This is a genomic window from Komagataeibacter oboediens (assembly GCF_003207815.1).
Classification (GTDB): domain Bacteria; phylum Pseudomonadota; class Alphaproteobacteria; order Acetobacterales; family Acetobacteraceae; genus Komagataeibacter; species Komagataeibacter oboediens.
On the sequence record NZ_NKTX01000012.1, the window covers coordinates 17,740 to 31,594 of the forward strand.

Sequence of the window (13,855 nt, forward strand, 5' to 3'; positions counted from 1 at the left end):
TGTCATATCGGTGCCCAAAACGGTCGGATCGTGTTGCAAACTGTCTCCATCACACGGTTCTTGTCTTGACATACCCCCGATTCCGCCGGGCATGATCGCCATGGGCAGGAAGGGTTGCCGTGCCCGGCACCCCGCCACATGCAAACCGGGAGCGTCGATGGGCCAACCGTTTGTTCCTTGGCATATCCGCGGCAAGGCACTTGACCGCGCGCAATCGAACAACGATGTCTTGCGCCCGTTGTGCGGGCACGTGCCCGCGATGATGCCCGAGGATACCTGACCCGTGAACAGCCTGTCTCCCCCTTCCGGCGCGACCCTGCCGCAACCCAGCACATCGTCCACAAGGGGGCTTCATGTCATCACATGGGGCTGCCAGATGAACGTGTATGACAGCGAGCGGATGTCCGACGTGCTGCGTCCGCTGGGCTATCGCACCGTAGGCACGCCGGATGATGCGGACATGATCATCCTCAACACCTGCCACATCCGCGACCGTGCGGCGGAAAAGGTCTTTTCCGAACTCGGTCGCCTGCGCAAGGTCAAGGAAGCCCGCGCCGAACGGGGCGAAGGCACGGTCCTGGCCGTGGCGGGCTGTGTTGCACAGGCGGAAGGCAAAGAAATCCTGTCGCGCGCGCCGTATGTCGATATCGTGCTGGGGCCACAGACCTATCACCGCCTGCCCGAAATGGTCGCCCGCGCGGCCCGTGCGGCAGGGGCGGTGATCGAAACCGATTTCCCCGTCGAGCAGAAATTCGACTTCCTGCCCGCCGACCGTATGGCCCCCGCAGGGGGGGCGGCGTTCCTGACCATTCAGGAAGGATGTGACAAATTCTGCTCCTTCTGCGTCGTGCCCTATACGCGCGGGGCCGAAAGCAGCCGCCCGGCGCAGGCCGTGATTGCGGAGGCACGGCGGCTGGCGGCGGCGGGCGTGCGCGAGATCACCCTGCTGGGGCAGAACGTCAACGCCTACCATGGCGAAGGCCCCGATGGCCGCACATGGGGGCTGGCGCGCCTTGCCCGCGTGCTGGCCGATGAGGTGGGAATCGCGCGCATCCGCTACACCACGTCGCATCCGCGCGACATGGAAGATGACCTGATCGCCGCCCATCGCGACCTGCCGCAGCTCATGCCGTTCCTGCACCTGCCGGTGCAGTCCGGGTCCGACCGGGTGCTGGCGGCCATGAACCGGGGGCACACGGCGGATGAATACCGCGCGCTGGTCGCCCGCCTGCGCGATGCGCGGCCCGATCTTGCGCTGTCATCCGATTTCATCGTGGGCCATCCCGGCGAGACGGATGCCGACTTCGCCGAGACGATGCGCCTGATCGACGATGTCGGCTTTGCGCAGGCGTATTCCTTCAAATACTCCCCCCGCCCCGGCACGCCCGCAGCAGGTGCCGGCGGCCACGTGCCCGAGGACGTAAAGGATGCCCGCCTGCAGGAACTTCAGGCCGTGCTGCGCGTGCAGCAGGATGCATTCAATGATGCGGCCATCGGCCTGACCGCGCCCGTCCTGTTTACCGGGCGCGGGCGCAAGCCGGGTCAGCTTTCGGGGAAAAGCCCGTGGCTGCAGGCCGTGAACGTGGACGGGCCGGACAGCCTGATCGGGCGTATCGCCAATGTGGATATCCGCCACCGTTATACCAACTCGCTGGGCGGTGTCCTGACAGAGGAGACAGACAGGGCTTGAGAGAACAGACACAATCCACGCTCCACGCGCCCCGTCGCGGCGGACGGCGTCCTCCCTCCCCCGGCACGGCTGCGGCGAATGACCGCACCGTAACCCTGCAGTTTGAGGATAATGCGCTTCTGGCGCAGCTTGTGGGGGATCATGACCGTCATCTCCTCCATCTTGAACGTGGATTTGATGTCCGGCTGTCCTGCCGTGGCAACCGCATCGCCATTACGGGCGCGGCCCAGCGGGTGGGGCTGACCCAGGGCACGCTGACCGAACTCTACCGCCGCGCCCGCGCGGGACAGGTGGTGGACACGGCCGCCGTGGACACCGCCATCCGCATCGCCGCCCACGCCCTGTCGGCCCCATCCCCCGCGACAACGGACATGCCCGCCATGACAGATGCCCGCACCCCCGTGGCCCCCGCCCGCCCGTCGCTTGCGGACCTGCCCACCATCATGACCCGCCGCGGTCCCATCGCCCCGCGTTCCGTGGGCCAGGGGCAGTACATGGACATGCTGGCGCGGCAGGAAATGGTGTTTGGCCTGGGGCCTGCCGGCACGGGCAAGACCTATCTGGCCGTGGCGCAGGCTGTGGCCATGCTGCAGGCGGGACAGGTGGACCGGATCGTCCTGTCGCGGCCTGCGGTCGAGGCGGGCGAACGGCTGGGCTTCCTGCCCGGCGACCTGAAGGAAAAGATCGATCCCTACCTGCGCCCGCTCTATGATGCGCTGCATGACATGATGCCGGGCGACCAGGTGATCCGGCGCATGGGCACGGGGGAGATCGAGGTCGCGCCGCTGGCGTTCATGCGCGGGCGGACGCTGGCGCACTGTTTTGTCATTCTGGACGAGGCGCAGAATACCACCCCCGCCCAGATGAAGATGTTCCTGACCCGCATGGGGGAAGGCACGCGCATGGTCATTACCGGCGACCTGAGCCAGGTTGACCTGCCGCGTGGCGTGACATCCGGCCTGCGGGAAGCCGTCGAAACGCTGGACGGCCTGCCCGGGATCGGCATGATGCGATTTGAATCGCGTGACGTGGTGCGCCACCCGCTGGTGGCGCGTATAGTGGAGGCTTACGATCAGCGCGCCGGGGCACAGCACCGCCCCCGGCACGCGCGATCGCAGCAGGAGAACGATGAAACCTCGAAGTAGCACAGGCCCCGCCCATTCCGGCGGGGTCGCGGATGCAGCGGGACGGGCTGACATGCCCGTCCTTCCGGCCGGACTGGACGGCCCCGACATAACCGTGGCGGACCGGCGGTGGAACCGTGCCGTCCGGCATCCGGCACGGCTGGTGGCGCGCGCGGTGGATGCAGCATTGCGGGCCACGGGCCGCCACGGGCCGGTCACGGTCGTACTGGCCGATGACCGCACGGTGGCGCAGATGAACTGGCGCCATCGCGGGCGCAACAAACCCACCAATGTCCTGACATTCGAATATGCCCCCGCCCATGCGGGTGGCGGCCTGTGGGGTGGTGACATCATCATCGCGTTCGAAACGGTGGTGCACGAAGCCCGTGCGGCCGGCCGCACGGTTGCGGCCCATCTGGCACACCTTGTCATTCACGGCGTCCTGCATCTGGCCGGGTATGACCATCATCACCCCGGCGAAGCGCGGGAGATGGAGATGCTTGAGGCCAGCACCCTCTCCACCCTTGGCATTGCCAATCCGTGGAAACAGGGCCGCATGGCCACCGCACGGGGGATGCGATCATGAGCCGCAATGGCAGCGAGCCGGGCGGGGAACCTCCGTCCGGATCGCGCGGCAAGGGATTCCTGTCGCTGTTCAGCCGCAAACGCGGCGAACAGGGACTGCGCCATTCCATTGCCGCGCTGGTCAAGGAAGCCGATGACGCGGCGGGGGACGAGGCCGATCCCCGGTCATCCGAACTGGACCGGCAGGAACGCGCCCTGCTGGCCAATGTCCTGCGCCTGCGCGGGATCACGGCCGATGACGTGATGATCCCGCGCGCCGATATCGTGGCCATGCCCGTCGATATCAGCCTGGACGAGGCACTGGCCATGATGCGCCGGGAAAACCATTCCCGCATGCCGGTCTATCGTGAGCAGCTTGATGACATCGTGGGCATGATCCATGTGAAGGACCTGATCGCCTATGTCGGCACGTCCGAAGCCTTCCGCATGGAACCGCTGCTGCGCCAGCCGCTTATGGTGGCCCCGCAGCTGCCGGTGCTGGACCTGCTGCTACAGATGCGCCAGCGCCACGTCCACCTTGCGCTGGTGATTGATGAATATGGCGGCATCGACGGTCTGGTCACCATCGAGGACCTGATCGAGACGATCGTGGGCGACATATCGGACGAACATGACGAACCGACGGTCAACATGATGCGTGACAGGCCGGATGGCACGCTGGATGTGGACGCCCGCACCCCCGTCGCCGCGTTCGAGGAAAAGGTCGGCCCGATCCTGACGCGCGAGGAACGCGAGGCCGAGATCGAGACGGTGGGCGGCCTTGTCTTCCGTCTGGCCGGTCATGTGCCGACGCGCGGCGAGGTCGTCACCCACGAAAGCGGCATGGTTTTCCGCATCCTTGATGCGGATGCCCGCCATATCCGCCGCGTGCGTGTGCGCCTGCCCCCGCCCGAGGCGCCGCCGGCCACCTGACACAGCCCGGCACGCCCGCGCCCGTACCCGCGGGCGTGCCCTTGCCGCGTGGAATGGATTTACGTGCGCCCGTCGCCTCTTTACACTCGCCGCGCCGGGGATTTATCCCCCACCCAGTCCCACACCGGAGAGTGACCCGTGATGCCCATCAAACGCCGCACCCTGCTTGCCCTTGCCCCCGCGCTGATCACCAGCGGTGGCCTGCTGTCCGGCAGGGCCGTGGCGCAGGCCGCCGACCCGCGCCTGTCCATCCGTGCGGTGGGCAACCCGTCGGCCAAGGTGCATGTGGAGGAATGGTTCTCCCTGACGTGCACGCACTGCGCGCGCTTCGCCGCAGAAGTGTTTCCCGAAATCCGCACGAAGCTGGTCGATACGGGACGCGTGTATTACATTTTCCGTGATTTCCCGCTGGACCAGGTGGCGCTGACCGCATCCATGGTGGCGCGCGCCCTGCCGCCCGAACGGTATGAACCCTTCGTGCTGGCCCTGCTGTCCAGCCAGGACCGCTGGGCATTCGGCAAGGACGTGAACCCCGAGGAACAGATCCAGAAAATGGCCGCACTGGCCGGCATGTCCGCCGATACGTTCCAGCAGACCGTTCATGACGACAAGCTGCGCCACGCCATCATGGACGAGGAAGACCGCGCGCAGGCGCAGTACAAGATCGACGGCACACCCACCTTCCGCTTCAACGACAGGGAACAGGTGGCGCAGGAACTGACGTACGAGGAGTTCGCCAAGAAGGTCGAAGCGGCGGCACAGTGACCGGGGCCATTCCGTTATGACCGCCCGTTTCGTCCGGCTGCGCATCGCAGGGTTCAAAAGCTTCGCCGACCCGGTTTCCGTCGATATCCTGCCGGGACTTACGGGCATTGTCGGGCCGAACGGCTGTGGCAAGTCCAACGTGGTCGAGGCCCTGCGCTGGGTCATGGGGGAAACCAATGCCCGCTCACTACGTGGCGGGGAGATGGATGACCTGATCTTCGCCGGGACCACTGCGCGCGCGGCACGGAACATGGCCGAGGTCACCCTGACGCTGGATGGCGCGGCCGACGTCGCCCCCCCGCCCTTTCAGGGGCAGGACGAACTGCAGGTCTGCAGGCGGGCCGAACGGGGCGCAGGCAGCGGCTACCGCATCAACGGCCGCACCACGCGCGGGCGCGACGTGCAGACGTTGTTTGCCGATCTGGCGTCGGGTGCCCGGTCATCGGCCATGGTCAGCCAGGGCCGCGTCTCCGCGCTGGTCAACGCACGCCCTGAGGAACGTCGCACCATTTTGGAAGAAGCCGCAGGCATTACCGGCCTGCATGGCCGCCGGCACGAAGCCGAACTGAAGCTGCGCGCGACCGAAGCCAACCTTGCCCGCGCCGAAGACCTGCGCATCCAGCTTGAGGCCCGGCTGGGCGACCTGCAGGAACAGTCCGAACAGGCGGGCCGTTACCGGGAACTGTCGCAGGGGCTGCGGGAATCGGAAACCGCCCTGCTGGCCCTGCTGCATGCCCGCGCGCACAAGGCCGTGGCCGACAGCGAAACCGCACTGCATGCCGCACGCCGCGACCTGAAGGCCGCCGAGGAAGTGACCGAAGGTGCGGTGATCGCGGATTACGAAGTCACCCGGACGCTGCCCGCGCTGCGTGAGGAACTGGACACACGCCGCACCGAACTTGAACGTTTCAAGGTCCGCGCCGAAACCATTGCCGAGGAACTGGCCCGCGCCGAATCCGCGCTGGAAACCGCCCGCACGCGGCTTGCGGAATGCGAAACCGTGCATGCAGCCGCCCTTGCCCGGCGCGATGATGCCACCGTCATGCGCGACCGGCTGGCGGCGGAACGCACGCAGGTGGAAGAGCGCCTGTCCGCCCTGCCCGCATTGTGTGACACGGCGCAGGCGGAACGCGCGGAACTGGCGCAGGCCCTGACGGATATGGCCGCGCGCGTGGAACAGGCGACCACCACCCTGCGCGAAGCCCAGCTCCAGACCACGCAGGCGCGCGGCGTGCTGGACGCCGCGACTGCGGCGCATGAACGCCTTGTGGCCCAGCAGACGGAACTGGCTGCCGAAATCGCGGACCTTGAAGCCGCCATGCCGACCGAGGCCGCGATTGCTGAACATGACGCGCAGATAGCCCGGGCCGAACAGGACGCGACCGGGGCGCTGGCCACGCGTGAAGCCGCAATCCATGCCCATTCGGAAGCCGTGCTGCAGGCTGGCCTTGCCCGCAATGCCGCCACCGAAAGCCGTCGCGTGCATGAACAGGCAACCCATGACGCCAATGCGGTGCGCGACCGGTTGGACGCGCTGGAACGCAACATCGCCAGCGTGCGCACGCATGTGGAAAAGGCCCGCGCCAGCCTTGTACCCGAAACCGAGCGCCAGCGCCTGACAGAGGTGGTGGAGGATGCGGAGCGCGCGCTCGCCACCATTCGCGCGGAACTGGGGGGCGCGGAAGAAGCCCGCGCGCAGGCCACACAGGCGGACATACAGGCCAATGCCCGGCTGAAGGACGCCCGATCCACCCGGCAGGGCGCGGAAGAAGCCCTGCGCACGGCACGCGCGGCGCGACAGCGCGCGCAGGGTGAAGTGGACACGCTGGCCACCAGCATGGAGCGCCTGCGCGCGCAGGCAGTGCCGGATGCAGACCTGCAGGCCCTTGTCACCCGGCGCAAAGCCGCCGAAGCCGCGCTGGAAACCGCACGCCAGCACATGGCCACGACCGAGGCCGCCGCCGTTGCCGCCACGCGCGACGACGAAGCCTGCGCCAGCCGCCTGTCGCAGGCACGTGCCACCCTGTCGGGCCTTGAAGCGGAATCTGACGGCCTTGCCCGTGCATTGCAGAGCGATAGCGATACGGACCACGCGCCGGCAGCCGGGGTAACGCTGGCGGAAAGCCTGCATGTGCCGACCGGGCTGGAAACGGCGCTGGCCGTCGTGCTGTCGGACGGGCTGAATGCGACACTGAAGGGCAAGGCCCCGCGTGAATGGCACGACCTGCCCGCGACCGCGCCCGCTCCTTTCCCCGCGGCAGGCATCCAGCCGCTCTCTGCCCTGCTGGACGCGCCGCCCGCCCTGTCACGCGCACTGGGTGCCGCCGGGCTGCTGCCCGATGGCATGGATGGGGCCGGACTGCAGGCAGATCTTGCGCCGGGGCAGTGCCTCGTCACGCGCGATGGCGCGCTGTGGCGGTGGGATGGCTATGCACAGGCCCCCAACCTGCCCGGACGTGCGGCACTGCGGCTGAAGCAGCTTGGCCGCCTGCGCACGCTGCGCGCCGAACTGGAACAGGCACGCACCGAAATCCCGGCGCTGGAACAGGCCGCCACCGCCGCAGGCCAGGCCCGGCAGCAGGCGGCGCAGGCACTGGAGAGCGCCCGCACGTCCCGCGCAGATGCCGAGAACACGCTGGAAACCTGCCGCACGCAGGAAGCCGACCTGTCACGGCGGCACGCGACAGTCGCAGCCCAGATCGACACGCTGGCCGTGCAGCAGGACACGGCAACCGCCGCGCTGAAGGAAGCCGAAGCTGCCTGCGCCCGCGCCCTGGCACAGGAAGCCAGCCTGCCGGACCTTGCACAGCTGGAACAGGCGCAGCAGGCCGCCAGCACGAAGGCCACGCAGGCACAGGCGCATGAAAGCGGGCTGCGCACCGCCCGGCAGCAGGCCGAAGCCCGGGTGGAACAGGCCCGTCAGGCCCTGCAGGCCACCATGTCCAGCCACAGCGAGGCCGAAACCCGCCTGCAGGCCATGCAGCCCGAACTGGCGCGGCTGGAAACCGACCGCGATGCGCTGGCGGCCGAACTGGCCACCCGTCGCGAACACCTTGCCGCCCTGCCCGCCCCCGACATTGCCGAAGGGGCCGCACAGCAGGCCGCGACCGCCGCCACCGACGCGGAACGGGCCCTGCGGCAGGCCCGCGACGCGGTGGACACCACGACCGCGCAACTGGACCATGCACGCGCCACCCGCGCGGCCATGGAACAGAAAATGCGCGAAACCGGCACCCGGCTGGACGCCCGCCGTGCACGGATGGCCGACCTGTCCCTTGCCGTGCAGCAGGGTGATGAGGCGGTGGGCACCGCACGGGCGCGACTGGCGGCGCTGCCTGATATTGCCGGGCTGGAACACGCGCTGGCCGAACTGCGCACGCAGGATGACGCCCTGCGCACGCAGGACCATGAACGCCGCGACACGCTGGCGCGCCTGCAGGCGGAAGACGCCAGCCTGCACCAGCGTTTCGAAGCATCAGCGCAGGAAATGGCGCAGTGGACCGCCCGTGTCGAAGCGGCGACACTGGAAGCGGAGGCCGCACGGGCTCGGCTGGGCAATGCGCAGGCTGAATACGAACGTCTGGCCCCGGAACCCGTGGCCGTGCGTGCACGGCGCGATGCCATTGCAACCGAACTGGAACAGTATGCGGCCAGCCACGACGTGGCGGCGACCGCATTGCAGCAGGCACAGGACCGCCAGTCTGAACTGCAGGCAGGCCGTCGCACGGCGGAGGAAGTCCTGACCGCCGCGCGTGAGGAACTGGTCCGTGCCGAAGGCAGGCGCGAACAGGCGCAGGTGCTTCTGGCGCAGCTACAGGCGGAATCGCAGCCACCTGCCGGCGTGATCCCCACGGATCTGAGCGTGAATGCCGAAACCGGCCTGCGCCGCAAGGTGGCCCGCCTGACGCGCCAGCGCGATGATCTTGGCCCCGTCAACCTGCGTGCCGAACTTGAGGCGCAGGACGCGTCCGGCAGGATCGACACCATCCTGCATGAACGTGATGAACTGCAATCGGCCATTGCCCGCCTGCGTGGCATGATCGGGCAACTGAACCGTGAAGGGCGCGAACGGCTGATGGCCGTGTTTTCCCAGATCGACCAGCATTTCCAGTCCCTGTTTTCGCGCATGTTCAATGGTGGGCGCGCGCATCTGGGCATGGTGGGCAATGATGATCCGCTGCAGGCCGGGCTGGAAATCTATGCCCAGCCACCGGGCAAGAAACTGGCGACGCTGTCCCTGCTTTCGGGTGGGGAGCAGGCGCTGACGGCACTGTCGCTGATTTTTGCGGTTTTCCGCTGTAATCCCGCCCCCATCTGCGTGCTGGACGAGGTCGATGCACCACTGGATGACGCCAATGTGGGACGTTTCTGCGCCCTGCTGGGCGACATGGTGGCCGAAGCGGGCACGCGTTTCCTGGTCGTGACCCACCATCAGCTGACCATGGCGCATATGGACCGGCTGTATGGCGTGACGATGCAGGAACGCGGGGTCAGCCGCGTGCTGTCGGTCGATCTGGAACGCGCCACCGAAATGGTGGATACCCCGCCAGCTACGCCGCTTCTGTAACTGAATGAACGTTTTTGGGTGCCACCTTTCTGGAAAAACGGCGGCACGCTTTCGAAGCTTTTTGAAAAAAGCTTCACCAACAACTTCTGAATTTCAAACCGGCATCCGGTCCGTAATAAAAACAGGCCTGTGGGAACCATTCTCCCACAGGCCTGTTTTACAGTACGGCGTGTATGAACGAGAGAGGGACGACGTGCCTGCGCCGTCCGCTCCCCCTTCCCGCAGGCATCCCGTTTCCATGTGGAAACAGGGATTTGCACTTACGGCATCATGCTGCCGGTATCGATGAAACGCTGGTGCCACGACAGGGCTTCGTTCAGCAGGTGCGGCGACTGCTGGCCGAACGAACCCGCGCGGGCGCGCTTGAAATAATCCTGCAGCATCGGGCGGTAGTCGGGGTGCGCGCAGTTGGCGATGATGACTTCCGCGCGCTGCTTGGGCGACAGGCCACGCAGGTCGGCCAGGCCCTGCTCGGTCACCAGCACCTGCGAATCCTGCGTGATGTGGTCAACATGGGACGCCATGGGCACGATGGCCGAAATCTTGCCACCCTTGGCGGTGGACGGCGTCATGAACACGGAAATATAGGCGTTGCGGGCAAAGTCACCCGACCCGCCGATGCCGTTCTGGATTTTCGAACCCATGATCTGGGTCGAATTCACGTTGCCATAGATATCCGATTCGATCAGGCCATTCATGGCGATACAGCCAAGGCGACGGATCAGGCCGGGATGGTTGCTGACATCCTGCGGGCGCAGGATGATCTTCTTCTGGAATTCCCGCATGCGGGCATTGAGCGATTCCGCAGCTTCCGGGCTGAGGGAGAACGCGGTAGCCGACGCAACCCGCATCTTGCCCGTTTCCAGCATGCCCAGCATGCCGTCCTGAATAACCTCCGTATAGGCGGTCAGGTCATTGAACGGCCCCTCCTCCAGCCCGCCCATGACGGCATTGGCCACGTTGCCCACGCCGGACTGCAGTGGCAGGAGCGACGGCGGCAGACGGCCCATTTTCACTTCGTGGCGGAAGAATTCCATAAGGTGGCCCGCGATGCCGCGCGCGGTCTCGTCAGGCGGCGAGAACGGGGCGTTGCGGTCAGGCGCGTTGGTTTCGACAATCGCCACGATCTTGTCGGGGTCCACCTTCAGCGACGTGCCGCCAATCCGGTCATCGGGGCGCAGCAGCGGGATCGGCTGGCGGTGCGGCGGCAGGGCCGCGCCGTACCAGATGTCGTGCATCCCCTCCAGCGCCGCGTCCTGCCAGCTGTTGACCTCGATGATCACCTGTTTGGCAGTGTCGAGCCATGTCTTGGAATTCCCGACGGAAGAAGACGGCACGATGCTGCCATCTTCACGGATGGCGGTGGCTTCGATGATGGCGGTGTCGATCTCACCAAAGAAGCCCGCCCATGCCATGGGGGCCACATGGCTGAGATGCATGTCGAGGTATTCCGTCTCGCCCTTGTTGATGCGCGCGCGAAGGCCGGGATCGGAATTGTACGGCATACGGAAGGAGATGCCGTTGACCTTGGCCAGCGCGCCATCCAGTTCCGGCCCGGTTGATGCCCCGGTCAGCAGGCGGATGCGGTACTCATTGCCCTTGGCGTGTTCACGCTCCATCAGGGCGGCAAGCGCCTGCGGCACGGCCTTGGGATAACCCGCGCCGGTAAAGCCGCTGGTGCCAACCGTGCTGCCCGGACGGACAAGGGAGGCCGCCTGCTCGGCGGTAGTGATCTTGGCCCGGAGCGCCGCATTCCGGATTCGGGTGTGGTCGATCATGAACTTTCCCTCAAAACTTTTATCGTTATGTCCAGCCTGCGCCGGATATGTCGTATGCCTCAGCCACGGTCGGGCGGGGCCTGCGTTGCCCCCATACTGCCTTGCACCGGTCCGATATGCCTAGCCGCCACATGCGGTGTGGGTATTCCCTTTGCACCACATGCGCAGGCGTTGCGTTTCACTTCAGCATGACGCCATCATCTGTTCTCCCTCCGGCAGGCGACGTCACAACAAAAGAGTGTGACACGGCGCCCTGACTCCGGTGACTGGTTTCACGTTTGCTCCATCACGAAGCGGGTATGCGCGGGGTGTATTTTTGGTATGTATTTTTAGCAATATGTCCCACTGCACGGCAGAATTGTCGTTACCCGTATGCAACCGTTTTGTGTCATTAAAGATACATTCCTGGCCAGTCCCCTAGTGCAAGGCGGCCAATCTTGTGAATAATAGGCAACAGGACACAATCAGGGGGCACCGGTACCCGGCACCGCCATAAAAGCAGGAGAGGATTTTCGTTTGAGACGCCGATTTCCCTCTCACAGGCCTGTCATGGCACGGGAAGGCACGCCCCCGCCCGCCCCGGCGAGGGAGCCGCCACCCCCATTCCCCACCCTGCCGACGCACCCGCTGAAGGACCTGCTGGCCGGACGCCCCCTGCGCGTGGTGGGGGACGTGCATGGCGACCTGTATGCCTTCCGCCACGCCGCGGCGACCGATCGGTTCGTCATACAGCTGGGAGACCTGGTGGATTACGGTCCCGACAGCGCGGGGGCGTTCCGCCTGATGCAGCAGCTGATTGATGAACGGCGCGGGCTGTTCATCCTGGGCAATCATGACCGCAAGCTGGCCCGTGCGCTGCAGGGCCGCAAGATGCGCCGCGACCCGCCATTGATGGAAACGCTGACCCAGTTCACGGCGGAAGAAAATAGCGACGTGTTCCAGCGTGCGCTGGCGGACCTGTCGCATGCGCCCGCGTGGATCGTGCTGGGACAATCGATATTCGTGCATGGCGGGTTTCACGTGCGCATGCTGGGCGAACTGCCGCCACCGGGGCTGGGCACCGTGACGCCGCTGCTGTCGCGCGCGCTGTTTGGCGAGACAACGGGCCGGATGCAGAAGGACGGCTATCCTGAACGTCGGCTGAACTGGGTCGATCATATCCCGGCGGGCTATACGGTCTATTGCGGGCATGACCGCCGGTCCACCGACGGGCGGCCATGGGTCCGGCAGGGCAGAATGGGCGGGCGGGCCATCTTTACCGATACCGGCGCGGGCAAGGGTGGCCATCTGGCATGGATCGACCTGCCGCCCATCGTGTAAGAACCCGGCGGACGACAAGAATTCCCATACCTTCAGGAGAGCCTTCCCCCATGAACACCACCCAGGCCACGCAGGATGCCGCGCAGTCCAAGCTGGAGGAACTGCGCCGCAGCATCGACAATATCGATGCGGCCCTGATCTATATGCTGGCCGAGCGTTTCCGCCATACGCAGGCGGTGGGAAAGCTGAAGGCAACCAACCACATGCCCCCCGCCGACCCCGCGCGGGAAGCCCGCCAGGTCGCGCGCCTGCGCCAGCTGGCCCAGTCAGCCCAGCTGGACCCAGATTTTGCCGAGAAATTCCTGGCCTTCATCATCCGTGAGGTCATCCGCCACCACGAAGCCATTGCCGCCAGCGAAGGGCGGTAATCCCCCATGACCGACATGCCCGCGGGCAGCCCGCAAGTCGCCCGGCAGATGGTGCTGATGCGCCACGCGCAGGCCGCCCCTGCCCCATTTGGTGAAATGGGCATACAGGCGGACCTGAACCGCCCCCTGACGCCACATGGCCGCCAGGGCGCAGCCCGTCAGGGCGCTGTGCTGCGGGCTCGGCATTTCGTGCCGGACCTGATCATGGTCAGTCCGGCGGTGCGCACGTGCCAGACGCTGGAGGCAATCGGATCATTTTATGGCGATCGGCAACCCGATATCCGATATGTGAACGCGCTGTATGACGCAGCCCCACAAACCATTCGTGACCTGCTGTATGAGGTGCCGGATAAAGCAAACAATATCATGATATTAGCCCACAATCCCGGCCTGCAGGCACTGGTTGCGCACTGGGCTGCGCGCCATTGTCCGCCCGACGCGGAAAATGCGCTGCAACAGGGCTTCCCACCGGCCGCAATGGCCTGCTTTACCGCCACGAAAGCCTGGAATCAGGCAGAAGACGGGGATATCCGCCTGCAGGACCTGTCTTGCCAATAATGTCATTGCCGCAGGCAGGGGGGACGGATTGCCACGACGGGGCTTTCGTTCCTATCGTCAGTGCCAAGGCCCGCTGACCGCCGCACCTGCGGCGCACGGGTATATAAATTTGGGCAGACATACCAACTGTCGCACGAACGACAGGATGCCCGGAGGTTGGAGACATGTGCCGCCCTGCCCCGATGTGC

The 13,855-nt window shown here is 66.1% G+C and carries 10 protein-coding genes; 9 read left to right on the forward strand and 1 reads right to left on the reverse strand.

Going from position 1 to position 13,855, the window contains the following annotated elements; all coding sequences use genetic code 11:
- Positions 1-283 precede the first annotated feature (283 nt).
- The 6 genes from miaB (at position 284) to CFR80_RS07635 (ending at position 9,643) form a co-directional block, all read left to right on the forward strand.
- Positions 284-1,690: a tRNA (N6-isopentenyl adenosine(37)-C2)-methylthiotransferase MiaB gene (gene miaB / locus CFR80_RS07610; RefSeq protein ID WP_010514007.1), complete on the forward strand. Its 1,407-nt coding sequence runs from the start codon at positions 284-286 to the stop codon at positions 1,688-1,690.
- Positions 1,687-2,835: a PhoH family protein gene (locus CFR80_RS07615; protein ID WP_010514008.1), complete on the forward strand. Its 1,149-nt coding sequence runs from the start codon at positions 1,687-1,689 to the stop codon at positions 2,833-2,835. The genes miaB and CFR80_RS07615 overlap by 4 nt, the downstream gene beginning before the upstream one ends.
- 52 nt (positions 2,836-2,887) lie before the next feature.
- Positions 2,888-3,400, forward strand: a complete 513-nt coding sequence (ybeY, locus tag CFR80_RS07620) for an rRNA maturation RNase YbeY (protein WP_010514009.1) — start codon at positions 2,888-2,890, stop codon at positions 3,398-3,400.
- Positions 3,397-4,311 (forward strand): hemolysin family protein, encoded by a 915-nt coding sequence (locus CFR80_RS07625; RefSeq protein WP_010514010.1) that lies wholly within the window; start codon positions 3,397-3,399, stop codon positions 4,309-4,311. The genes ybeY and CFR80_RS07625 overlap by 4 nt, the downstream gene beginning before the upstream one ends.
- A gap of 141 nt (positions 4,312-4,452) precedes the next feature.
- Positions 4,453-5,076 carry a thioredoxin domain-containing protein gene (locus tag CFR80_RS07630; protein WP_010514011.1) on the forward strand — a complete coding sequence of 208 codons (624 nt, stop codon included), beginning with the start codon at positions 4,453-4,455 and terminating at the stop codon, positions 5,074-5,076.
- Positions 5,077-5,092: 16 nt separating this feature from the next.
- Positions 5,093-9,643 carry an AAA family ATPase gene (locus CFR80_RS07635; protein WP_110507201.1) on the forward strand — a complete coding sequence of 1,517 codons (4,551 nt, stop codon included), beginning with the start codon at positions 5,093-5,095 and terminating at the stop codon, positions 9,641-9,643.
- 260 nt (positions 9,644-9,903) lie between these two features.
- On the opposite strand, the gene CFR80_RS07640 is transcribed toward CFR80_RS07635, so the two are convergent.
- The gene (locus tag CFR80_RS07640) at positions 9,904-11,421 is read right to left on the reverse strand and encodes an acetyl-CoA hydrolase/transferase family protein (RefSeq protein WP_110507202.1); all 1,518 of its coding nucleotides are present in this window, start codon (positions 11,419-11,421) and stop codon (positions 9,904-9,906) included.
- Positions 11,422-11,970: 549 nt separating this feature from the next.
- Between CFR80_RS07640 and CFR80_RS07645 the strand changes: the two genes are divergently transcribed.
- Genes CFR80_RS07645 through CFR80_RS07655 form a run of 3 tightly spaced genes read left to right on the forward strand, consistent with a single transcriptional unit; the run spans position 11,971 to position 13,667 of the window.
- The gene (locus CFR80_RS07645; protein WP_010514015.1) at positions 11,971-12,741 is read left to right on the forward strand and encodes a metallophosphoesterase; all 771 of its coding nucleotides are present in this window, start codon (positions 11,971-11,973) and stop codon (positions 12,739-12,741) included.
- 50 nt (positions 12,742-12,791) lie between these two features.
- On the forward strand, positions 12,792-13,109 hold the full coding sequence (locus CFR80_RS07650) for a chorismate mutase (RefSeq protein WP_010514016.1): 318 nt from the start codon (positions 12,792-12,794) through the stop codon (positions 13,107-13,109).
- 6 nt (positions 13,110-13,115) lie between these two features.
- Positions 13,116-13,667 carry a SixA phosphatase family protein gene (locus CFR80_RS07655; protein ID WP_110507203.1) on the forward strand — a complete coding sequence of 184 codons (552 nt, stop codon included), beginning with the start codon at positions 13,116-13,118 and terminating at the stop codon, positions 13,665-13,667.
- Positions 13,668-13,855: the final 188 nt, after the last annotated feature.

Bases quoted from the DNA above. Each gene is read 5' to 3' on its own strand.
- CFR80_RS07635 (WP_110507201.1), top strand. From the start codon at position 5,093: ATGACCGCCCGTTTCGTCCGGCTGCGCATCGCAGGGTTCAAAAGCTTC.
- ybeY (WP_010514009.1), top strand. From the start codon at position 2,888: ATGCCCGTCCTTCCGGCCGGACTGGACGGCCCCGACATAACCGTGGCG.
- CFR80_RS07650 (WP_010514016.1), top strand. From the start codon at position 12,792: ATGAACACCACCCAGGCCACGCAGGATGCCGCGCAGTCCAAGCTGGAG.
- CFR80_RS07640 (WP_110507202.1), bottom strand. From the start codon at position 11,421: ATGATCGACCACACCCGAATCCGGAATGCGGCGCTCCGGGCCAAGATC.
- CFR80_RS07655 (WP_110507203.1), top strand. From the start codon at position 13,116: ATGACCGACATGCCCGCGGGCAGCCCGCAAGTCGCCCGGCAGATGGTG.
- CFR80_RS07630 (WP_010514011.1), top strand. From the start codon at position 4,453: ATGCCCATCAAACGCCGCACCCTGCTTGCCCTTGCCCCCGCGCTGATC.
- CFR80_RS07625 (WP_010514010.1), top strand. From the start codon at position 3,397: ATGAGCCGCAATGGCAGCGAGCCGGGCGGGGAACCTCCGTCCGGATCG.
- CFR80_RS07645 (WP_010514015.1), top strand. From the start codon at position 11,971: ATGGCACGGGAAGGCACGCCCCCGCCCGCCCCGGCGAGGGAGCCGCCA.